The sequence below is a fragment of the Glycomyces sp. NPDC047010 genome, from assembly GCF_040644205.1.
In the GTDB taxonomy this organism is placed as follows: domain Bacteria; phylum Actinomycetota; class Actinomycetes; order Mycobacteriales; family Micromonosporaceae; genus Glycomyces.
This window is the reverse complement of sequence record NZ_JBEYVY010000013.1, coordinates 148,157-168,568: the sequence shown is the minus strand read 5'-3', so window position 1 is coordinate 168,568 and position 20,412 is coordinate 148,157. Positions and strand designations below refer to the sequence as shown.

Genomic DNA, 20,412 nt, shown 5'->3' with positions numbered 1-20,412 from the left:
CCGGCCGCCTCGGCGGCCGGCGCGGTGCGCCCGGTGCCTAGCGGGGGTCGCTGGCCTCGGCGTCGGCGATGCCTTCGAGGTAGCCGCGGGCCCGCTCGGCCTTGGTGTAGCGGCCGACCATGTCCCAGAACGGGCGCGAGTGGTCGTGGTGGACCAGGTGCGCCAGCTCGTGGAGCAGGACGTAGTCGATGACCCAGGACGGCATCATCGTGAGCCGCCGGGAGAGCCGGATCGAGCCGTCGGACGGGGTGCACGAGCCCCAGCGGCGGTGCTGGTTGTCGACCCAGCGGACGCTCTCGGGCCGGGCGCATTCGGGGTGCTCGGGGTAGTAGCGCTGGGCGAGCCTGACGGCCCGGTCGCGCAGGGCGGCGTCGGACGCGCGGCCGTCTCGGGCCTCGCGCCGCTGGAGCCTCGCGAGCATGTGGTCGATCCATTCGCGCTCCTCTTTCTCAGAGAAGGCGTCCGGGATCATGACGACCACGCGGCCTCGTTCTTCGTAGGCCGCTACGGTGGCACGGCGCCGGGGAGAGCGCCGCACTTCGACGGGGGGATGCACTTTGCGCGCCATGAACGCACACTAATCCGCAGGGGTGACAATCGCCTAACGCAGATGTCTCGATTGCGGCTTGCATGGTGCTATGCAATGAAAATCCCCTCGCCAGACTCCCGCATGGTGGGATCAGACGAGGGGTCGACCTTCCGGTCAGCGATCACGAGGCCTTGCCGAGGATCCGGTTCATCTTGGTGCCGCACACCGGGCACGTCCCCTTGGCCATCCGGCGGCCCGAATCCGAGACGACGACGGTGCCCTCGAAGTCGCGCTTCTCGCGACACTTGACGCAGTACCCGTTGTAAGTCTCCGTAGCAGTAGCCACTGGTACCCCCCATGTAGCGACGGTCACGCTGTGCAACCGTTCAGCCTCAGAATGCCACAGATTTCACGCCTGTAAGTCCCGCCGCGCCGCTTCACCCGTGCGGGTGACACGCGTAGGCCGCACGCGGCGGAAGGTGATACGGCGAACGCGGTTCCGGTCCGCGCTCGACCTCCGCGACCGGGCCCGTCCGTGAGAGCATTGGGAACGTGAGCGACAGGCATGGACCCGCCCATTCGGGTGATGACCTCCCGCGCCGGGCGATCGTGCGGGGCATGAAGCTGGCCTCGCTCCCCCTGGGGCTGGCGGGACGGGCGACGGTGGGCCTCGGCAAGCGCGTGACCGGGCTGGCCGACGAGATCCTCAGCGAGCAGGCGCAGCGGCGCACCGCCGAGCACGTGTTCAGCGTGCTCGGGCAGCTCAAGGGGGGTGCGATGAAGCTCGGCCAGGCGCTGTCGATCTTCGAGGCGGCCCTCCCCGAGCACCTCGCCGCACCGTACCGGCAGGCGTTGACGAAGCTCCAGAACGCGGCGCCGCCGCTGCCGGTGGCGAGCGTCCACGGCGTCCTGGAGCGCCAGCTCGGCGCGGACTGGCGCGACCGGTTCGAGGAGTTCGACGACGCGCCCGCCGCCGCGGCGAGCATCGGCCAGGTGCACCGGGCGGTGTGGAAGGACGGGCGGCCCGTGGCCGTCAAGATCCAGTACCCCGGCGCCGGGGACGCGCTGCGGTCCGACCTGCGGCACCTCTCGCGCATCGCCCCGATGTTCAAGGTGCTGCAACCGAACTTCGACGTCAAGAAGATCACCGTGGAGCTGCGCGAGCGGCTCCTCGAAGAGCTCGACTACGAGCTGGAGGCGTCCACGCAGCAGCAGTTCGCCGAGGCGTTCCGCGGCGACCCGCTCATCGCGGTCCCCGAGGTCGTCCACGCCACCCCCGAGGTGCTCGTCACCGAGTGGCTCCCGGGGCGGCCGCTCTCGGAGGTCATCCGCGAGGGCACGCAGGAGGAGCGGGACGCGGCCGGGCTGCGCCTCTGCACGCTGCACTTCTCGGCGCCCAAGCGCGCCGGGCTCCTGCACGCCGACCCGCACCCGGGGAACTTCGCGATCGGCGAGGACGGGCGCCTCGTCGTCTACGACTTCGGCGCGGCCGCGCGCCTGCCCGGCGGGATGCCCGTCCAGGTGGGGCGCCTGACGCGGCTGACGCTCGACGGGCGGGCCGACGACGTCGTCGCGGGCCTGCGCGGCGAGGGCTTCGTGCCGCCGGCGCTCCACATCGACGCGAAGGCGATGCTGGAGCTGCTCGTGCCGATGCTGGAGCCGATCGCGGGCGAGGAGTTCCAGTTCTCGCGCGAGTGGCTCCGCAAGGAGAGCACCCGCCTCACCGGCCAGGGCTCGGAGGCCGCGAAGCTGAACAAGCAGCTGAGCTTCCCGCCCGCGTACCTGCTCATCCACCGCGTCACCATGGGCTCCATCGGGGTCCTGTGCCAGCTCGGCGCGACCGCGAACTGGCGCGAGATCCTCGTCGACTGGCTCCCCGGCTTCGCCGACCCGGAGGGCACCGACCCGAACCGGGTCTAGGCAAACGGAAAGGGCCCGCCCCCTCTCGGGGGCGGGCCCTTTCAGCCAACGCGGTTATCGCGCGGTCAATGCCTGCGGCGGCGGTGCTTCCCGCCGCGGAGGCCGACTCGCTTGTAACCGGCTTCGGTCCAGAGGCCCCGCATGCGGAGGCGTCCGAACATCACGGTCGTCGGCGCCAGCGGCCGGACCGCCTCGACCTCCTCCGCGAGGGAGGGTCCGAGGTCTTCGACGCCGACGTCACGCTTCAGGTGGCGGCTCAGGTAGTCGACGGTCATGACACCGCCACCCCCGCGAGCGCGAGTTCCCGGGTCCGCGCGGCCAGCTCGGCCTGCGCGGCCTGCTCGACGAGCGCGGCGTCCTTGCGGGGCCGGCCGCGGGGCCGCTTGCGGGCCACGACGTTCCCCTTCTCGAAGATCTCGCCGCCCCACACGCCCCAGGGCTCGTGGCGCTCCAGGGCGCCGGTCAGGCACTCCAGTCGCACCGGGCAGTCGGCGCACAGGGACTTGGCGAACTCCAGCTCGGTGGGCTGCTCCGAGAACCACAGGTCGGCGTCGTACTCGCGGCAGGCGAGGTCGCTCCCGGTCTCGCGGGCCTGCTCTCGCAGCTCAGGCCCGATGAGGGTGTCGGTCATGGGCTCGGTCTCCTCTCTCGTGTCGATGGTCGGTCGCATCAGTGCTGTCTGAGGACTCAATTGCTTCGCAATCTGTCTCGTCTGTTCTTCTACTGACGGGCCGCGACCTGGCGTTTCACGCCAAACAAAAAGGCCGCGATCCCGGTTGCGGGATTCGCGGCCTCGAGAGTTCCGAGCTGGGCTTTCTCCTGTAAGCCCAACAGGTGGTGTTCTCGAGGCGGTCTCCCGCGGGTGACGCCGTGACGCTTCTCAGAGCCGGTGTCCACCGGCTGCCAACCGAAGCCTGCGATAGCAGTGCCGCGTCCACGAAGCGTGTTGGCGCCCATATCGGTGTTGTCAACGGAGTTGACGGTGCTCGGAGCCGTGGTCGTCAGGACGGCAGCGGGCAGAGTGGTGCCACGGAGCTGGACGAAGACGGGCGCGATGCTGCGATACACGGCAGTGGCCGGCTCATGCGCGGACGCGCCGAAGGTCGTCGTCTGCTTGGGTTCGCTGAGCAGCAACATCGTCTACCCCTCCTTTCCGGGTTCCGTGGTTGACATTGGTCTTCATCTCCTACTTGCCGAGGCTTGAGGCGCACACCTCTCCCCGGCTTGAGCTACGCTACGCCCGTCTCGTTCGGGAGCGCAACGTATTTTTCCGGGGTTTTGAAAGAAAGTTTTTGCGGTCTCCGGGGGAAGTCATCCGGCCTCCTCGCACATGGCGACCGCGTCGTCCACGGTTCCGCCGTTGACCAGGGAGAGCACCGCCGGTCCGTACTTGTCGAGCTTCGACTTGCCGATGCCGTGGAGGGCCGCCAGCTCCCTGTCGGATCCCGGACAGCGCTCCGCGATAGCGATCAGCGTCACATCCGTGAAGACGGTGAAGGCCGGTTTGCCGTCGCGCTTGGCGACGGTGACCCGCCAGTCGCGGAGGCGCTCGAACAGCTCCTCGTCCATCGTGGCCGGGCAGTCGGCGCAGTGGCCGAGCTTGCGGTCGCGGGCGTCGGTGAGCGGCTTGCCGCACCCGGAGCAGTCGAGGACCTTCGCGGCCTTCTTCGAGGACCGGGGCTTCCCGGGCGCGGGCTCGGGCGTCTTCGGGAATCCGCCGAGGCCGAGCGGGGCTAGGAAGCGGGTCAGGCGCCGTTCGCGGCCGCCCGAGTTGCGGGCCAGGCCGTAGGAGAGCTGGAGGCGCTCGCGGGCGCGGGTGATGCCGACGTACAGCAGGCGCCGCTCCTCTTCGAGCGCGGTCTCGGTGCGCGCGAACGTGGTCGGGAGCGTGCCGTCGGCGAGGCCGACGAGGAACACCGCGTCCCATTCGAGGCCCTTGGCGGCGTGGAGGCTCGCGAGGGTGACGCCTTCGACGGCGGGCGCGTGCTGCTCCGAGGCACGGCGCCCCAGTTCCGCGCAGAACGCGTCGAGGTCCGGGTCGGGGCCGTCCTTGTCGGGGTCGGCCCGGTGGTGGTCGAGGAACTGGTCCGCCAGGGACGCGAGCGCGGCGACCGCCTCCCATGCTTCGCGCTGGGCGCCGCCGGAGGGCGCGGCGTCCGCGCGCCAGCCGACCGCGTCGAGCGCGGCGGCGACGGCCTCGGCGAGCGGCATCTCGCCGATGTCGGTCTTGGCGGCCGAGCGCATCGCGATCACGGCCTGGCGGACCTCGGGCCGGTCGAAGAAGCGGGCGGCGCCGGTGACGACGGTGGGCACGCCGTAGGAGGCGAGCGCCTCCTCGTACGCCTGCGACTGGGCGTTGGTGCGGTAGAGGACCGCGACCTCGGAGGGGCTGGTGCCGTCGGCGATGAGCTGGCGGCAGCGGCGCGCGATCATGTCGGCCTCTTCGGCCTCGTCGGCGAAGACCTCGGCGCTGACGGCGGGCCCGTCGGGCCGCTGGCCGATGAGTTCGAGGCGCATCTTCGCCTCGCGCCCTTTGGACTCGCCGATGATCTGGTTGGCGAGGCCCACGACCTGCGGCGTGGACCGGTAGTCGCGGACGAGGCGCACCAGCTGCGCGCCGGGGTGCTTGCGGGTGAAGCCGAGGAGGTGCTCGGAGGTGGCGCCGGTGAAGGAGTAGATGGTCTGGCTGGCGTCGCCGACGACGGTGATGTCGTCGCGGTCGCCGAGCCACGCGTCGAGGAGGCGCTGCTGGAGCGGGGTGACGTCCTGGTACTCGTCGACCACGAAGAACCGGTACTGGTTGCGGATCTGGTCGGCGGCGGCGTCGACGTCGGTGATGAGGTCGGCGGTGTACGCGAGGACGTCGGCGAAGTCCATGACCCCGGCGCGGCGCTTGGCCTCGATGTAGGCGGCGTAGACCTTCGCGACGTCCTCGGGGGCCGCGGGCGCGTCGCGGCCGATCGCGGCGATGGCGCTGACGTAGTCGTCGGGGCCGATGAGCGACGATGCGGCCCATTCGATCTCGGTGGTGAGGTCGTAGTTCTTGGCGCGGGAGGTCTGGAGCCCTGCGCGGGCGGCGGCGATGGCGGTGAACTTGAGCGTGGAGTCGACGAGCTCGGGGAGCTGGCCGCCGAAGCGCTTGGTGCCGAAGTAGCGGAGCTGGCGCAGGGCCGCGGAGTGGAAGGTGCGGGCGTTGACGCCCGCGACGCCGAGGCCGCGGAGGCGGTCGCGCATCTCCCCCGCGGCGCGCGCGGTGAAGGTGACGGCCGTGACGTGCTGGCCGCGCATGTCGCCGCGCAGGACCCGCCAGGCGATCCGGTGGGTGACGGCGCGGGTCTTGCCGGTCCCGGCGCCCGCGAGGACGCAGACCGGCCCGGGTTCGGCGGTCACCGCCTCGCACTGCTCGGGATCGAGTCCGGAGAGGAGCAGGTGGATGGCCTCGTCGCGCGCGCTCATCCCGACAGTGTTCCAGAGCCCTCCGACGAGAACTCGGGGACCGTTCACCTGATTGGGCCCCAACGTGAGGAGCGACACGATCGAGGGAATGCCCCGGGGCGGTATCGCGTTATCGTCGATGGAGAAGGAGGATCGATGATCACCATGTACAGCACCACCTGGTGCGGTTACTGCCGGCGGCTGAAGTCCGCGCTCGACCGGGAGGGCCTGGCCTACGAAGAGGTCAACATCGAGGAGGACCCGGCGGCCGCCGAGTTCGTCATGGGGGTCAACGGCGGCAACGCCACGGTCCCGACCGTCCGCTTCCCGGACGGCTCCGCGCTCACCAATCCCTCTCTGGCGCAGGTGAAAGAGAAGATCGCAGCTTGACCTGTGCCACATACCGAGACTATGGTCACGTTTAGGACACAAAGCCGGTACGATGCCCTATAGTTGACTCGTCAAGCTTGCTTAGCGACTTCGAGGGGTGGTCGCTAAGCATTCAGGCCCGGGATGGATCCGTCCCGGGCCTTTTCTCTGCCTCCAGCCCTCCCACCCACCAGCGGAGCCCCCATGACCTCACCCCGCGCCGCCCTCGGCGTCCCCCTCGTCCTCGCCGCCTCGCTGTTCTTCGGGGTCTGCGGGCCCTTCGGCAAAGTGGTCATCCAGGCGGGGCTCACCCCGATCCAGGTGACGTGGCTGCGCATCTGCGGGGTCGGGCTGCTCGCGGTCGCCATTGCGGCCGTGCCGCTGGTGCGGACACTGCGGGACGGGACGCGGCTGCCGTGGGGCGGCCTGGCCCTGTTCGGGCTCACCGCCATCGCCGCGGTGCAGGCGTTCTACTTCATCGCGGTCGAGCGGCTTCCCGTCGGCATCGCGCTGCTCCTGGAGTTCATGGGGCCCATCGTGGTCGTGGCCTGGGTGCGGTTCGTGCGGCGCACCGTCCTGCCGCGCTCGGCCGTCATCGGGGTGCTGCTCAGCCTCGTCGGCCTGTGCATCGTCGTGGAGGTGTGGACGGGCCTGCGCCTCGACGCGGTCGGCCTCGTCGCGGGCTCCGCGGCGGCGGCGTGCCAGGCGACGTACTTCCTCTCCGGCGAGAAGCTCACGGCCCGAGTCGATGTGCGCGTGCTCCTCGCGGTCGGCTTCACCGTCGGCGCGATCGCGCTCGCGCCGCTCGCGACCCCGTGGGCGCTCGACTGGGCGGTCCTGTCCTCGCAGGTGACGCTCGGCGGCGTCGACACGACGGCCCTGGTGAGCATCATCGCGCTCGTGCTGTGCACCGCCGTCGCGTACGGCCTGGGCCTGAGCGGCCTCCGCTTCGTGACCGCGCCCGTCGCCGGGGCCATCGGCTACGCGGAGGTCGTCATCGCCTCACTCGCGGCCTGGGCCCTCCTCGGCGAGGCCCTGACGGTGCCGCAGGTCATCGGCGGCCTCGTCGTCATCGCCGGCGTCTTCACCGCGCAGCGCGCGGTCGCGGCCAAGCGCACCGGCGTCGAGGAAGAAGCCGAAGAAGCGGCCGTGACGAAAGTCTAGCGACCGCCCTCTTCGTCCAACCAGTTCTCGATCAGGAAGCGCGCCACGGAGATCCGGACCGCGCTCGGCGTGCCGTCGGCGGAGTCGACCCACATCTGGCGGACCTCGTCGGCGGTGAACCAGCGGGCGTCGGCGATCTCCTCGGCCTGGAGCGCGAGGGTCTGCGACGGGTCGGCGGTGGCCCGGTACGCGAGCATGAGCGAGCGCGGGTAGGGCCACGGCTGGCTGGAGACGTAGTCGAGGCGGTCGAGGCGGATGCCGACCTCCTCGGCGACCTCGCGGTGGACCGCGGCCTCGGCGGACTCGCCCGGCTCCACGAACCCCGCGATGCACGCGTACCGGCCGCTGCGGGTGGACTGCGCGGACGCGCCGATCGTGTTCTGCGCCACCGCGGGTTTGGGCTGGCCGCCGTACCGCTGGTGCTGCGCGAGGAGCACCCTGTCGGCGCCGTCGTCGATGAGGACGATCACCGCCGGGTCGGTGCGCGGGAACACGGGGCGCCCGTGCTCGCCCGACAGCTCCCACCCGGCCATGCGGGCGCTGAGCGGCTCGCCGGTCGTCGGGTGGAACCGGTACGTGGCGTGCCAGTGTCCGATCCCGATGGCCTCCACGGCGATCGCGAGGTCGCGCGGCGCCCACGTCGGCTTGATCCAGCGGCCCGGGAGCCCCTCGGGGAGGTCCGCGAAGACCGCGAACACCGGCGGGTCCTCGCCGCCGAGGTAGACGCGCGGGCCGTCGGGGGCCGAGCCCGCGTCGTAGTACCGCAGGCCCTCCTCGTCGGCGTCGATGCGCTCGCGCTCGGGGTCGCAGAGGACGATCTGCGCCTTCTCCCACGCGTCGCCGAGCCAGGCGTCGTCGCCGCGGTGGGCGGCGAACCGGTCGACCTCGTCGACCGCGAGCGGCGGGTGCATCATGGCGCGGCGATCTCCCCCAGCTCGGCGAGCGAGTCGCGGATCACCGCGCCGTCGCCGAGGACGACGGTCACCGCGCGTTCGGGGTCGAGGCGCTCGGCCGCGACCCGCTGCACGTCGGCGGGAGTGACGGCCCGCAGCCGCTCGGAGTGCTCGGCGAGCCACGAAAGCGGCAGGCCCGCGGCGGCGAGCACGGAGATGTAGTTCGCGACGCCCGCCTGCGTGGCAGTGGCGAGCTTGATCGACCCGAGCGCATACCGCCGGGCCAGGTCGAGTTCCTCGGCGGCCGGCGGGTTCTCGGCCATGCCGCGCAGCTCGGCGCGCACTTCGGCCAGCGCGAGCGCGGTGACCTCGGTGGCGACGTCCACGGCGGCGAGCTGGATCGACCCGGCGGGGGCGTGGTCGACGCGCGAGCGCGGCGAGTAGCCGTAGCCCTTCGTCTCGCGCAGGTTCATGACCAGGCGCGAGGTGAAGTAGCCGCCGAAGACGAGGTTGGTGAGGTGCTGCGCGGCGTTGTCCGGGTGGGTTCGCGCGACGGCCGGGTAGGCGACGCGGATCGCGGACTGGACGGAACCGGGCCGGTCGACCAGGACGAGCGGTCCGGGTTCGATGCCGGGGAGCGGCTCCATGGTGCGGGGCTCGCCCGCGCCGTTCCAGTCGCCGAGGGCCTTCTCGACCGCGGCGAACGCGCTGTCGGGGTCGATGTCGCCGACGATGACGAGGCGGGCGCCGGCGGGGTGGACGCGGGAGGCGTGCAGTGCAAGCACGGCCTGGCGCTGGACGGCGGCGACCTCGGCGGCGGTCGGCTGCTGGTGGCCGTACGGGTGGCCGTCCCACAGGCGGGCGTCGAGGACGCGGTTGACCTGGAAGTCGGGCTGCTGCTCGGCGACGGAGAGGCCGTCGATGATGCGGGAGCGCTCGACCTCGAAGGGCGCCTCGGGGTACTCGGCGGCCTTGAGGACGTCGCCGAGGGTCTCCAGGAGTTCGGGGAGGCCGGTGGCGAGGCTGTTGCCGGACACGGCGATCCGGTCCGGGTCGGCTCCGGCGCCGAGTGCGCCGCCGACGCCCTGGAGGCGGCGCGCGATGTCGGTCATCGACGCGGTCTCGGTGCCCGCGAACAGGGTCGAGGCGAGGAGGTCGGCGGCGGCGAGCTCGGTGTGCGCGGCCGGGATCGACAGGCGGACCTCGGCGAGCGGGACGCCAGGGCGGCGCGTGAGCAGCACCCGGAGGCCGTTCGGGAGGGTCCGCTCGACGGGGACCGGCAGGGTCAGCGGGACTTCCGGCGCGAGGCCGGGGACGGCGTGGCTCACTTGGCTGCTCACTGGGCTCCTCCGGGAACGACTTCGAGGACGGCGCGGCGGTTCGGCGTCAGCGCGGCGGCGGCGCGGGCGACGGACTCGGCGGTGACCTCGCCGAGGAGTCCGGCGAAGCGGGTCGACATGGCGGCGTCGCCGTGGAAGATCTCGGCGGTCGCGAAGCGGCGCGAGCGTCCCATGACGGAGTCGTCGCCGCGCAGGAGCTGGGCGGCGACGCGGGCCTTGACGCGGTCGAGTTCGGCTTCGTCCACGCCGTCGGCGACGCGGGCGAGCTCTTCGTCGACGGTGCCGAGGACGGCGTCGACGTCGGTGCCGGGCGGCAGGAACGCCTGGACGAGCATGACCGTGGGTCCGCGGGAGGCGAACGGCTCGGCCATGAACGTGCAGTGCGCGGCGACGGCGGTCGCGCTGCGGTCGGTGTGGATGAGGCGCTCGACCAGGCGGGACGCGTCGCCGTCGGTGAGCAGCTCGCCGAGGACCACGTACGGGAGGAACTCGTCGAGCTCCTTGACGGGGTCGGGGACGCGCCAGGCGGCGGCGACGGCCGGGAGGGTGGCGCGCTCGTCGGTGTAGGAGAGGCGGCGCTCCTCGCTCAGGTCCGGCTCGTCGAAGGACGGGTGGACGGGCGCGGGGCGGGCCTCGACGTTCCCGAAGTGGCGTTCCACGAGGTCGCGGGCGATTTCGAGGTCGAAGTCCCCGGCGACGGACAGGACGGCGTTCGAGGCCGGGTAGTAGGCGTCGAAGAACGAGCGGGCGTCGTCCACGGTGGCGGCGTCGAGGTCGACGAAGGAGCCGTAGCCGTCGTGGGAGTTCGCGAAGGTGTCGAACATGACCGGCGGGAGCTTGATCCACGGGAAGCCGCCGTAGGGGCGGTTGAGGACGTTGACCCGGATCTCCTCTTTGACGACGCTCACCTGGTTGGCGAGGTTCTCCTCGGTGATCGCGGGGCCCCGCATGCGGTCGGCCTCCAGGAACAGGGCGAGTTCGAGGCCGTTCGCGGGGAGGAGGTTGAAGTAGTCGGTGTAGTCGATGTGGGTCGAGCCGTTGAAGGTGCCGCCCGCGGACTGGACGTGGCGCATGTGCTCGGCCTTGCCGACGTTGTGGGAGCCCTGGAACATCATGTGCTCGAACAGGTGGGCGAACCCGGTGCGCCCTTCGGGCTCGGACCGCATCCCCACGTCGTAGACCACGGCGACGCCGACGACAGGCGCTCCGGGGTCGGGCGCGAGGACCACGCGCAGTCCGTTCGCGAGTCGGAACCGCTCGATCGCGAACGCCGGAGCCGGAATCGTCGCAACAGTCATGGTCGGAACCCTATCTCAGCTCGGTGACGTTCGGCTGACGCGGCGTTCGTCACAGCCGCTTGGATTCGGCATGAATTCCTGCTTGACTTCTAGGCTATGAACTCGCAGCACATCGAACGCCTCAGCGACGCCGACCGCGCCGCCGCGTCGTGCTGCCGAATGTGCGCCAGCTGAGGGCTCCCGCACCGCCGCGCCCCGAAGCGGCGATCACCCACAGCGAAAGCGACCTTCCCTTCTCATGGACTCCAGTCCCAGCATCCGCCTGTCCGGTGTGACGAAACGCTTCGGCGACCTCGTCGCGCTCGACGACGTCTCCCTTGACGTCGCGCCGGGCGAGATCTTCGGCATCCTCGGGCGCTCCGGCGCCGGCAAGTCGACGCTGCTGCGCACCGCGAACCTCCTCACCCGTCCCGACGTCGGCACCGTCGAGGTCGCCGGCCGCGACCTGACGGCCCTGCGCGGCCGGGAGCTGCGCGAGGCCCGGTCGCAGACCGCGATGATCTTCCAGCACTTCAACCTTCTGTCGAACCGCAACGCGGAATCCAATGTGGCCCTGCCGCTGCGGTTCCGCGGGACGAAGCGCGCCGAGCGGCGCGAACGCGCCCGTTCGCTCCTGGACCTGGTCGGCCTGGCCGACAAGGCGAAGGCGTACCCGGGGCAGCTCTCGGGCGGCCAGCGCCAGCGCCTGGCGATCGCCCGCGCGCTGGCGTCCGGTCCCGACGTGCTCCTCTCCGACGAGGCGACGAGCGCGCTCGACACCGACACGACGGACGAGATCCTCGACCTGCTCGCGCGGCTCAACCGCGACCTGGGGCTGACGGTCCTGCTCATCACGCACGAGCTGGAGGTCATCACCCGGATCTGCCACCGCGCGGCGGTGATGGAGTCCGGGCGGTTCGTGGAGATCGGAAACGTCCCGGAGCTGTTGGCCGACCCTGAGTCGCGCCTGGGAGGTCAGGCCCGCCGCCTGGCCGCGCGCCTCCTCGGTGAGGAGGTGTCGCGATGAACAACTCCGACCGCCTCGTCGAGCTGCTGATCGAAGCCTTCTGGGAGACGCTCCACATCGTCTCCGTCGCGGGCCTGTGGACCCTGCTGGGGGGCCTGCTGCTCGGCACCGTCCTGTACGTGACGTCGAAGACCGGCCCGAAGCCGATCGCGGTGGTCAACGCGCCGCTCGGACTGATCGTCAACATCGGGCGCAGCGCGCCGTTCGTGCTGCTCATGGTCGCGGTGGTCCCGCTGACCCGCCTGATCACGGGCACGAGCATCGGCACGGAGGCGGCGATCGTCCCACTCACCGTGGCGTCCATCCCGTTCTTCGCGCGCCTCGTCGAAGGCGCGCTCCTCGAAGTCCAGCCGGGCCTGATCGAAGCGGCCCGCTCGATGGGCGCGTCGACGCCCGGCCTGGTCTGGCGGGTCGTCCTCCCCGAGGCGACGCCCGGCCTGATCCGCGGCTTCACCGTCACGCTCGTCGCGGTCGTCTCCTACTCGGCGATGGCCGGGATCGTGGGCGGCGGGGGCCTGGGCGACCTGGCGTACCGCTACGGCTACCAGCGCTTCGAGACCGAGTACATGATCTGGCCCCTCGTGATCCTCGTCGTGCTCGTGCAGCTCTTCCAGATCCTCGGCGACCGGTGCGCCCGCACCCTCGACCGCCGATAAACCAGTAAACCCGCACCTTCCCTTAGGAGAAGACTATGTTCAATCGCCGTGCCCTGATCGGGACCTCGGTCGCCGCAGCCGCCGCTCTGACACTCGCCGCCTGCGGCAACGACTCCGGCGACTCTGAAGCGACGGAGACGAACGGCACCGTCGTCGTGGCCGCGACGCCGGTCCCCCACGCGGACATCCTGAACTTCATCGCCGAGAACCTGGCGGACGACGCCGGGCTGACGGTCGAGGTGGAGGAGTTCACCGACTACGTGCAGCCGAACGTCGCGACGTCCGACGGCTCCGTGGACGCGAACTTCTTCCAGACCGAGCCGTACCTCGACGAGTACAACACCGCCAACGGCACCGACCTGGTGACCGTCGCGGCCGTGCACATCGAGCCGCTGGGCCTGTACTCGTCTTCCGTGGCCTCGGTCGAGGAGATCCCCGACGGCGCCCAGATCGCCATCCCCGGCGACGGCTCCAACGGCGGCCGCGCCCTCGCCCTCCTCGCCGACGCGGGCCTGATCACGCTCGCCGACGGCGTGGACTCGACCCTCGCCACCGAGGACGACATCGCGGACAACCCGAAGAACCTGGAGTTCGTCCCGCTCGAAGCGGCGCAGCTCGCCCTCTCCCTGGAGGACGTCGACGCCGCCGTCATCAACGGCAACTACGCCCTGGAAGCCGACCTCAGCCCCGCCGAGGACGCCCTCTACAGCGAGTCCCCCGACGGCAACCCGTACGCCAACTACCTGGTGACCACCGCCGCCAACGCCGACAACGAGGACATCCAGAAGCTCGCCGAGCTCCTCCAGTCCGACGAGGTCAAGCAGTTCATCCTCGACACCTGGGCCGACGGCTCCGTCGTCCCGGCCTCCTAACCAGCACCTCCATCACCGCCAACCCGCTTGCACCGGCTGAACCGCGACACGTAAGATAGTTGCGGCCAGCCAGGCAACGGGCTGGTGAAGGAGTGTGGCGCAATTGGTAGCGCATCGGTCTCCAAAACCGAGGGTTGCAGGTTCGAGTCCTGTCACTCCTGCAAGACCAGCATTATCCGAAAACCGGGTCGCAATGAGCGGCCCGGTTTTCGGCGTTTCGGGCCTCAAGTGGTCGCGCCGCTCGGGCAGCAGCGGCGTGAACGGCGAACTGATCTCGTCCGAAGCAACACATGGCTCCCCGGACCCCTCGTCAACGTAAACAAGCAGCCGCTTGAAATACGACCTGTGGAAAGGCTTGTGGAAATCCTCCGGCAGCGCCTTCAGCAGTCGCCTCGGATCGTCCAGCAGGCCCAACAGCATCCCGATCGCCTCGCCAGCCCGCTCCACCTTCACGTCCCCGACTTCGTTCAACCGCTCCGCGACCGAGGCCAGCTCATCGCGAAGGCGGCACATCTTGGACTCCAACCGATCCTGCGGCCACGCCGGATTGCCGACGAGATCGAGGAGCTGGTCCTGCTGCTCGACCAGTCGCCGATGCTCGGCCTCCAGCTTCTTCCGAAGTGACGTCGTCAGAAGCCCCTTCTCCCGCAACGCCTTGTCAACCGCTGCCCGCAGTTCCCCCGCAAGCGAGGGCGGAACGTTCAGGGTCGCGTAGTGCGCAGCGACGGCGGCCTCCATCTTCGCGACCGGCAGCCTCGGGCTCTGGCAGTGCTTGTTCGCCCTACCGCTGCAAAGGAAGTACGAGTACATGAGGCCCCGGCGGTTCTTGACGGTGTCGAGGTAGAACCGCGTCCGGCAGTTCGCGCACCACAGCAGCCCCTTCAGCGGGTGGTCGTAGACCCGTTCACGGGTGCCCGCGCCGCGCTGGTTCACGAGCACGCTCTGAACCCTGTCGAACAGCTCCTGGGTGATCAGCGGTTCGTGGCGACCGTCGTATTCCTTGCCTTTGAACACGACGCGGCCCAGATACCTGCGGTCGCGGAGCAACCGCCCGATGGTCTCGATCGTGACCGGCCGACCGCTGGGCACGTCCTTCCTCGGACGAGTACGAAGCCCCGCCTCCGTGGCCGCCCGCTGGAGGTCCTTGAAGCCATATCGCCCCGTCGCGTACAGCTCGAACATCATGGCGACGAACGGCGCCCGCTTGGGGTCTACTGCGATGGTCCTGACTTCGCGGTCGTCGACCTTCTCCCCCACGTTCAGGTACCCGAGCGGCGCGAGGCATGGGATACCGCCGCGGGATGCCTTCGCGGCCAGCTTGTAGGCCACGTCCGCCCCGGACGCGCGCGACTGGTACTCGTTCACACCGTCGAGGATCGCGGCTACCAGATCACCGATGTAGCTGTCCTCGGTGTAGTCCATGATCGAGACGAGCTGCACCCCGAGCTTCCGGAGTTCCCGCCTCGTGATCGCCGCATCGGTCGTATCGCGGTGCATGCGCGAGCGCGCGTAGACGATGATGGCGTCCACATCCTTGGAGTTGCGGACCCTCGCCATCATCTCCTGGAACTTCGGCCGGCCGTCAACGGTCATCCCCGATTTGCCTGGCTCAAGGTACTCGTCGAGGACCTCGAACCCGAGATCCTCGGCCTTCTGGAGGCACGCCTTGCGCTGTGCCGGGATGGAATTCCCCTCGGGGTCGTAGTCGGTGTCGACCTGGCTCCGGGAGGACACCCGCAGGTACAGCACCGCTCGCTTCTTCTTTGACGTTTCGCTCATGCGCCGTCGGCCTTCCGATCGTGCTCGTCGGTCTGGCACGCAGGTCTGGCTGCCGCAGGGTCGTCTTCCGCGATCAGGAGGGCCACGTCGACCAGGATTGCCGCGATCGAGGCAATGTCGATCTCTTCGCGAGGCTCCCCTACGACGCGAACCCTGGGCTCTCCGGTAACCACGGAAGCCACCGCGCTTGACCAGGTATTTTACGTGCCGCTGCCACCGTATGCTCGGTTCGCACACCTGTCGAGCGACCGGAATATCGGCGCCTCCAGGCAAGCTGACCGCTCCGGATGGAGGGCGGAGCACAGCCAAGGCAGGGCAGCCTGAGAAAAGGTGGTGAGATGCGGTCATGCATGAGGCGTGTCTCGTCGACATCGCAATGCAGCCTGGGCGACCAACAATCGTATCCCAATGATCACACAGAGTCAAGCATCAGTTCCCGACCAGAAACTCACCACCTACATCTCATCCCCTTGATGCGAAGCGAGACACGTTGACCATTCTGACTGCCAGCTCTCAGTGTCACCTGCTCTCCTGAGCTCACCGAAGCCCGCTGGATCAGTAACCTTGACGAGCTCGGGGAGGCCCCGGTCTCAAGGTGGCTGCGGCTGGCACTTCGTCGCGCAGGCGTGGCTTCAGGCCCGGCATAAGGTGCCGCTGGGCAGTTTCCCCCATAGCGCCTTACGGGGATATGTATATATTCAGGGTTTCTACGACTGGCTTAAACTGCCACTCATCCTGCGGAAACGCTGGGTTACTGGGCATGGCAACAGGGAAGTATCCGTGGAAGGGGGGATCTGGAAGCCCCAGCCTGGAAGCCCCAGTCCGGAAGGGGCGCAGGATCGAGATCGCAGAACGGCCGCGAGGCGGTCAATCGGAGACACACTGCCGATCTTCTTAGCGGTGTCACAAGCCCCCGCACGCTGAACCACCGCTCGCATGTCGAGATCCGTAGGTGGTCGGTAACCAAGCCAGTAACCTTCGCGAAGAGGCAGATTCCCTACCTGCATGCTCCGCTTCCAACAGCGGCAGGTTGAGCTCGAGCGCCCCCGCCGGTGAAGTGAATGCCTGTCGGGCCGTATCAGTAGCGACGCCGTGCTCTACCCATACAGCCCCCTCAGTCCCCGGACTGAGCACTATCGCCCAGAAAGCAACTTCCCTGCGGCAAACTCAAATCTCAGCCAGACGGCCGTGCTCGAACCTGCTCCCAAGCAAGCGGATTCGCTTCGAGCACTTCCTGGGCAAGTTCACGTGCGGTATCGGTCTTCAACGCCGCCAGACTGCTGTCGATCCAGCGACCAACGGTGGCGACTCCCTGATGCCGGTACTCCACGGCCTGGATGAGGCATTCGAGCTTGTCAGCATCTTTCGCGCACTGCGCTTCGGCAGTCTCGCCTGCCTCGAATTCGGCGATGGCATCCCGGATCGTGCCCGCAACCGGATCAGGACACTCCGCGGTCTGGTCGGCCACGATCGTCTCGGGATCGGTCGCGTCAAGGTAATGGTGGCCGATCTTCGGAATGTCCCCGATCCGGGTCTCCGGGGTGTCGTGGAGGATGCACAGCATCGCGGTGCGCGCAGGATCCGCCCCTTCGAGACTGGCGAGCACCATCCCGGTCAGAGCTGCTCGCCAGGAATGCTCGGCAATGCTCTCCGGGTCCCTGATACCGGCGATCCACCAGCCCGAGCGACGAGCACGCTTCAGAAGCCCAGCCTCGAGTAGATACCCGGCAGCTCCGGCCAGTTCTGTCATGGCTTGCCTCTCCAGCTCAACTCCTGAGGCCGGCGAGAGCCTCGCCTATCGAGCCTAGTTCTTCTCGCGACAGATCAGAAACTCGACCGCTGTCAGCGAGCGGCTCGAGATGCTCCGCGAGCATCCGCGTCGTATCCGGGTCGTCGACCAGCAGCCCCCGCTGCGAGCGCAGGAGCAACCAGAGGTTGTGAATGTTGAGGTCGACCAACGGGTGGTCAGCGTGAAGGCGTTTCACGAGATGCACGTACATGCGGGTGCCGTGCCATCGCCGGTCGCTGCGCACCATGAAGGCGTCGTCACCTTCGCGATCCCGCAAATCGCCAACCCAGTAGGCCGTGTAGTTCAGGGCCGCTATCTCGCAGTCCTCGCTGGGATGGGCGCGTGCGATGAAGTCGCGAAGCGGCTGCGGATCACCTCGGTAGGCTCGCGACACCACGAACGACCTCGCATCAGCCCAAGATGGCGACCACGGTTCCCCTCCCACGAGGTACCGAGACGCTAGAGAAGACAGACCCTCCGACACGTCGAGACCTGCAAGTCCGGCAAGGAAGCATGCCTGCCGCCGTAGAAGTACATTCCCTTCGATCGCCCGTGAGCGGTACTCCGTGAGCTCGAGAAGGTTCGTCTCCATCTGTCGCCGGTCATCACGACCAAGCTCCGGACCAGCCGGGGTTGGACCTCGCCGCCGACGGCTCGGCAACCTTCGGGTGAAGGTCGGAGCCACCCCAGAGAACGCCCAAGTAAGCAGCTCCGTCAGGCGCAGATCCATGACGCAGCCGGCAAGCGGATGGCGATCCACGTCGACTGACTCCCAAGGACTGACCACAGCCGTGAGGACAAGATCCGCTTCAACCGCCACAGGAAGCAGCGCAGCCAGTTCCAAATCTGCCCCGAGCTTCAGCAACTGCTGACTGATCTGCCGAAGCTGCGCTACTGCGACCGAAGCCAAGGGCCTACGCCCGGATTCCCAACTCTGGACCGTCGTCGGGTCAACACCCACAGTCTCCGAGAAGCTCTCTTGGCTAACCGGGATCGAACAGCGGGCCGCCTTCAGGAGGAATCCACTGACGCCCCCATAAGGCCGCGTCTCACGTCTCAAGGCCCACCGCACCTCTCAAACCCGTACCGCCAGTCAGTGTTTCAAAACCCCTGGTCTACGTAGCGTCAAGTGTCATCGACCTGGTGAGACAAGTCAACGCCCTCATCAGATCGACAGACCGACCGCCGAGGGGAGAACCGGTATATGAACGCGTCAACACCCAGCAACGGCCAGGATCCCAAGGCCGTCTTCGAGATTCTCGGCGAATGGGAGACTCCATCCGGGAACCGACTCACGCTCAAGGCCCGCAAAACGTCGGGATACGCATCCGTCTGGCTGAGCTGGCACGGCAAGCCCGTACGAATCGGGTACGCCCTCCACGCCGGCGGAGTCGTGCGTGAAGTTCGGTGGGAAGAGCCTTGGAATGAGCAGACCGACGTCTGGAAGACCGAGCAACGCAAACACGTCGCCGCTCTCATCGCCGCTTGGCACGCCGGTCAACCCAGACCTCTCAAGACCGAGCTCCCCGAGACCGTCCTCGGCACCTTCAACATCGACGGCTTCCGGTTCGCCGTCGAACCCACCACGGCTTCAGAACACGCGGTGCTCAGCGTCGTCAACGTGACCGGGGGCCTGACTCCAGTCGCCGACCTCCTCCACGAAGACGGCCGAATCTGCGGCATGGCAGCCCGCCCCGGCTGGAAGAGCACCCCCAACGACCGCAAACGCCGCTGGCGCCAAGAATCCGAATCCATCCTGACCCGCGCCACCACCGCAGGCCAACTCTGACCTTCTCCTACAGCGGGGCACGCCAGGTGGAGGCGTGCCCCGCACTATTTCATTCATAGTTCGACCATCAGAACTCCCCTAGTGATAGCCTGAAGTATTACTTCTCCCTGCGCCCTGAGCACAGGAAGCACCTCCGCTCGACATACATTAGAGTTTCAATTCAAATGGAGCAATGATGGCCAATACTCTTGATCCAAATCGATCGCGCATCGGTTTTCTTTCCGGGGACGGCATTCCAGACTCGAATATGGTAGCAGATTTGAGTTTGACAGAGGATGGAATCATAGTCCGTGTCCCGTGGAATCACTCAAGTCGCCCCGAATATGAGCGATGGTTTGGCGATGGAATTCAATGGGGCGATGATCCAGAAAAAACAAAATTCAAGTACAATCCACCACAGCAAATCGACTTCCAAGACTCCAACGGGCGCATCGTATTGTCAGGTTGTCATAGCCGGGGATCCAAAAGGAACCCAATCTCTCGGATTGGAACTGGCATCATTGGTGTCGACTACGCAATTCTAGGAGCCACCTCAGCCGAGAACTATTCCTCGATTAACGGGTTCCGATCAGAGATTGAAGGTCTTGGAACTTGGATGAACCTTAGCAGCCTCAGCATCAAACATACTTCCGACGCAGACGGCAGGCTAAGAACTGTAGAAATGAAGCTTGAGTCCCCCGAAGAAGTGCGAGTCCATAGAAACCTCAACCTCAAGGTTGTTCCGTCATTTCAGTACGATCGTGGCCCACGGCCCGACGAAACAGTTATAAATGAGCGAATGTACGTCGAGTCGTTGGTCAAGAGGTCGCGTTCCTGGGATGAGCACTTGAACCTGCATATTAAGATGCGCGATCTCCTTAGGCTTTCGTCGTGGAGACAGTTGAACTTTCTTTCACACAAAGCCACTCGCGAAGATGATCCCCTTCGCACACTTGACGGGGCAGGTCACGGACGCGTCTGGTACGAAGTCCATACTTTTCGGACTAAAGTCGCGGAGAATCCCTCAGAAGGTTCTGTCAATTTTCTGTTTTCTTATTCAGATCTTTCTAAAAGCGGGATTTCGACCTGGATCAAACTACACGATTCCATGGCACGAGGAATCGACCCGATCATTAGTCTTCTTGATCTAGAAAACGGCACCATCAACAGCGCGTTCGCCCAAATCGGCATCGGGCTAGAAGCGCTTGGGTATCTGATCGCTATTGAGAAAGGGGTCTCCAAGAAGAAGGCCGGGGATCAAACGTTCGAAAATCGACTTCAGAATATCTGGAATGACATCAAGACTCAACCGCCCACCGATGGAACCAGATGGATAAGAGACACCACAAAACTCTATAATTCAGTCAAGCATGCAAACCGTACAGCCCCTATGCCCAAAGATCTTCGAGAAAACTTCTGGAGGTCAGTACTGATATTCAGATTCTGGATTGCCGGACGACTGGGCGTCAGCAGTAAAACTATCCATAAAGCAGCGCGAATAGATCAGATAGCACAGGCCGTCAAGCACTTCGATTCACCATAGATATGCATACAGGTTGCCCGAAGGCAATATATCGCAAAAACCGATCATGCT

Annotated in this window: 19 protein-coding genes, 1 tRNA gene and 2 pseudogenes; 10 read left to right on the top strand and 12 right to left on the bottom strand. The window is 67.4% G+C overall.

The window, feature by feature from the left end; translation table 11 throughout:
• Positions 1-37: 37 nt before the first annotated feature.
• Positions 38-568, bottom strand: a complete 531-nt coding sequence (locus AB0A65_RS23900) for a M48 family metallopeptidase (RefSeq protein ID WP_359954560.1) — start codon at positions 566-568, stop codon at positions 38-40.
• Positions 569-710: 142 nt separating this feature from the next.
• Complete coding sequence (locus AB0A65_RS23895) at positions 711-875, bottom strand: DUF5679 domain-containing protein (RefSeq protein ID WP_181245930.1); 165 nt, start codon at positions 873-875, stop codon at positions 711-713.
• Positions 876-1,147: 272 nt separating this feature from the next.
• Here AB0A65_RS23895 and AB0A65_RS23890 point away from each other — a divergent pair, with 272 nt between their 5' ends.
• Complete coding sequence (locus AB0A65_RS23890) at positions 1,148-2,449, top strand: AarF/ABC1/UbiB kinase family protein (protein WP_359954603.1); 1,302 nt, start codon at positions 1,148-1,150, stop codon at positions 2,447-2,449.
• Between the two features lie 65 nt (positions 2,450-2,514).
• Here AB0A65_RS23890 and AB0A65_RS23885 read toward each other — a convergent pair whose 3' ends face one another.
• The 4 genes from AB0A65_RS23885 to AB0A65_RS23870 all read right to left on the bottom strand — a co-directional run bounded on the left by AB0A65_RS23885 (position 2,515) and on the right by AB0A65_RS23870 (position 5,905).
• Positions 2,515-2,724 carry a hypothetical protein gene (locus tag AB0A65_RS23885; protein WP_359954558.1) on the bottom strand — a complete coding sequence of 70 codons (210 nt, stop codon included), beginning with the start codon at positions 2,722-2,724 and terminating at the stop codon, positions 2,515-2,517.
• Positions 2,721-3,080, bottom strand: a complete 360-nt coding sequence (locus AB0A65_RS23880; RefSeq protein ID WP_359954601.1) for a WhiB family transcriptional regulator — start codon at positions 3,078-3,080, stop codon at positions 2,721-2,723. Before AB0A65_RS23880 ends, AB0A65_RS23885 begins: the two co-directional genes overlap by 4 nt.
• Before the next feature lie 89 nt (positions 3,081-3,169).
• On the bottom strand, positions 3,170-3,586 hold the full coding sequence (locus AB0A65_RS23875) for a hypothetical protein (protein WP_359954556.1): 417 nt from the start codon (positions 3,584-3,586) through the stop codon (positions 3,170-3,172).
• A gap of 174 nt (positions 3,587-3,760) precedes the next feature.
• A complete protein-coding gene (locus AB0A65_RS23870) occupies positions 3,761-5,905 on the bottom strand; it encodes an ATP-dependent DNA helicase UvrD2 (protein ID WP_359954554.1) in 2,145 nt (714 codons plus the stop codon).
• A gap of 135 nt (positions 5,906-6,040) precedes the next feature.
• Between AB0A65_RS23870 and AB0A65_RS23865 the strand changes: the two genes are divergently transcribed.
• Complete coding sequence (locus AB0A65_RS23865; RefSeq protein WP_106366363.1) at positions 6,041-6,274, top strand: mycoredoxin; 234 nt, start codon at positions 6,041-6,043, stop codon at positions 6,272-6,274.
• A gap of 183 nt (positions 6,275-6,457) precedes the next feature.
• The gene (locus AB0A65_RS23860; protein WP_359954552.1) at positions 6,458-7,417 is read left to right on the top strand and encodes a DMT family transporter; all 960 of its coding nucleotides are present in this window, start codon (positions 6,458-6,460) and stop codon (positions 7,415-7,417) included.
• Here the strand turns inward: AB0A65_RS23860 and nudC are convergent.
• From nudC to AB0A65_RS23845, 3 genes are read right to left on the bottom strand one after another with little or no spacing between them, the layout of a single operon-like run.
• Positions 7,414-8,331, bottom strand: a complete 918-nt coding sequence (gene nudC / locus AB0A65_RS23855) for an NAD(+) diphosphatase (RefSeq protein ID WP_359954550.1) — start codon at positions 8,329-8,331, stop codon at positions 7,414-7,416. The two genes, AB0A65_RS23860 and nudC, sit on opposite strands and share 4 nt — an antisense overlap.
• The gene (locus AB0A65_RS23850) at positions 8,328-9,650 is read right to left on the bottom strand and encodes a pitrilysin family protein (protein WP_359954548.1); all 1,323 of its coding nucleotides are present in this window, start codon (positions 9,648-9,650) and stop codon (positions 8,328-8,330) included. Before AB0A65_RS23850 ends, nudC begins: the two co-directional genes overlap by 4 nt.
• Positions 9,647-10,948, bottom strand: a complete 1,302-nt coding sequence (locus tag AB0A65_RS23845) for a pitrilysin family protein (protein ID WP_359954547.1) — start codon at positions 10,946-10,948, stop codon at positions 9,647-9,649. The genes AB0A65_RS23850 and AB0A65_RS23845 overlap by 4 nt, the downstream gene beginning before the upstream one ends.
• 238 nt (positions 10,949-11,186) lie before the next feature.
• Here AB0A65_RS23845 and AB0A65_RS23840 point away from each other — a divergent pair.
• The 5 genes and pseudogenes from AB0A65_RS23840 to AB0A65_RS23820 all read left to right on the top strand — a co-directional run.
• Positions 11,187-11,897: pseudogene (locus tag AB0A65_RS23840) on the top strand (ATP-binding cassette domain-containing protein); the annotation flags it as partial.
• Between the two features lie 53 nt (positions 11,898-11,950).
• Positions 11,951-12,610: a methionine ABC transporter permease gene (locus AB0A65_RS23835; RefSeq protein ID WP_359954545.1), complete on the top strand. Its 660-nt coding sequence runs from the start codon at positions 11,951-11,953 to the stop codon at positions 12,608-12,610.
• Between the two features lie 35 nt (positions 12,611-12,645).
• Positions 12,646-13,482, top strand: coding sequence for a MetQ/NlpA family ABC transporter substrate-binding protein (locus AB0A65_RS23830; protein WP_359954543.1), 837 nt, complete (start codon positions 12,646-12,648; stop codon positions 13,480-13,482).
• Between the two features lie 88 nt (positions 13,483-13,570).
• A tRNA-Trp gene (locus tag AB0A65_RS23825) sits at positions 13,571-13,643 on the top strand.
• Between the two features lie 196 nt (positions 13,644-13,839).
• The gene (locus AB0A65_RS23820; protein ID WP_359954541.1) at positions 13,840-14,106 is read left to right on the top strand and encodes a hypothetical protein; all 267 of its coding nucleotides are present in this window, start codon (positions 13,840-13,842) and stop codon (positions 14,104-14,106) included.
• Positions 14,107-14,208: 102 nt separating this feature from the next.
• Here AB0A65_RS23820 and AB0A65_RS23815 read toward each other — a convergent pair.
• From AB0A65_RS23815 to AB0A65_RS23805, 3 genes and pseudogenes are all read right to left on the bottom strand, one after another.
• A pseudogene (locus AB0A65_RS23815) lies at positions 14,209-15,261 on the bottom strand (recombinase family protein); the annotation flags it as partial.
• A 1,174-nt stretch (positions 15,262-16,435) separates the two neighbouring features.
• Entirely contained in the window at positions 16,436-17,011 is a 576-nt protein-coding gene (locus tag AB0A65_RS23810; RefSeq protein ID WP_359954539.1) for an HD domain-containing protein, read from the bottom strand.
• Positions 17,012-17,027: 16 nt separating this feature from the next.
• Positions 17,028-17,444 (bottom strand): hypothetical protein, encoded by a 417-nt coding sequence (locus tag AB0A65_RS23805; protein ID WP_359954537.1) that lies wholly within the window; start codon positions 17,442-17,444, stop codon positions 17,028-17,030.
• An 810-nt stretch (positions 17,445-18,254) separates the two neighbouring features.
• Between AB0A65_RS23805 and AB0A65_RS23800 the strand changes: the two genes are divergently transcribed.
• Both AB0A65_RS23800 and AB0A65_RS23795 read left to right on the top strand, forming a co-directional pair.
• Complete coding sequence (locus AB0A65_RS23800; protein ID WP_359954535.1) at positions 18,255-18,839, top strand: hypothetical protein; 585 nt, start codon at positions 18,255-18,257, stop codon at positions 18,837-18,839.
• 172 nt (positions 18,840-19,011) lie between these two features.
• Entirely contained in the window at positions 19,012-20,361 is a 1,350-nt protein-coding gene (locus AB0A65_RS23795; RefSeq protein WP_359954533.1) for a HEPN domain-containing protein, read from the top strand.
• The last annotated feature ends 51 nt before the right edge of the window (positions 20,362-20,412 follow it).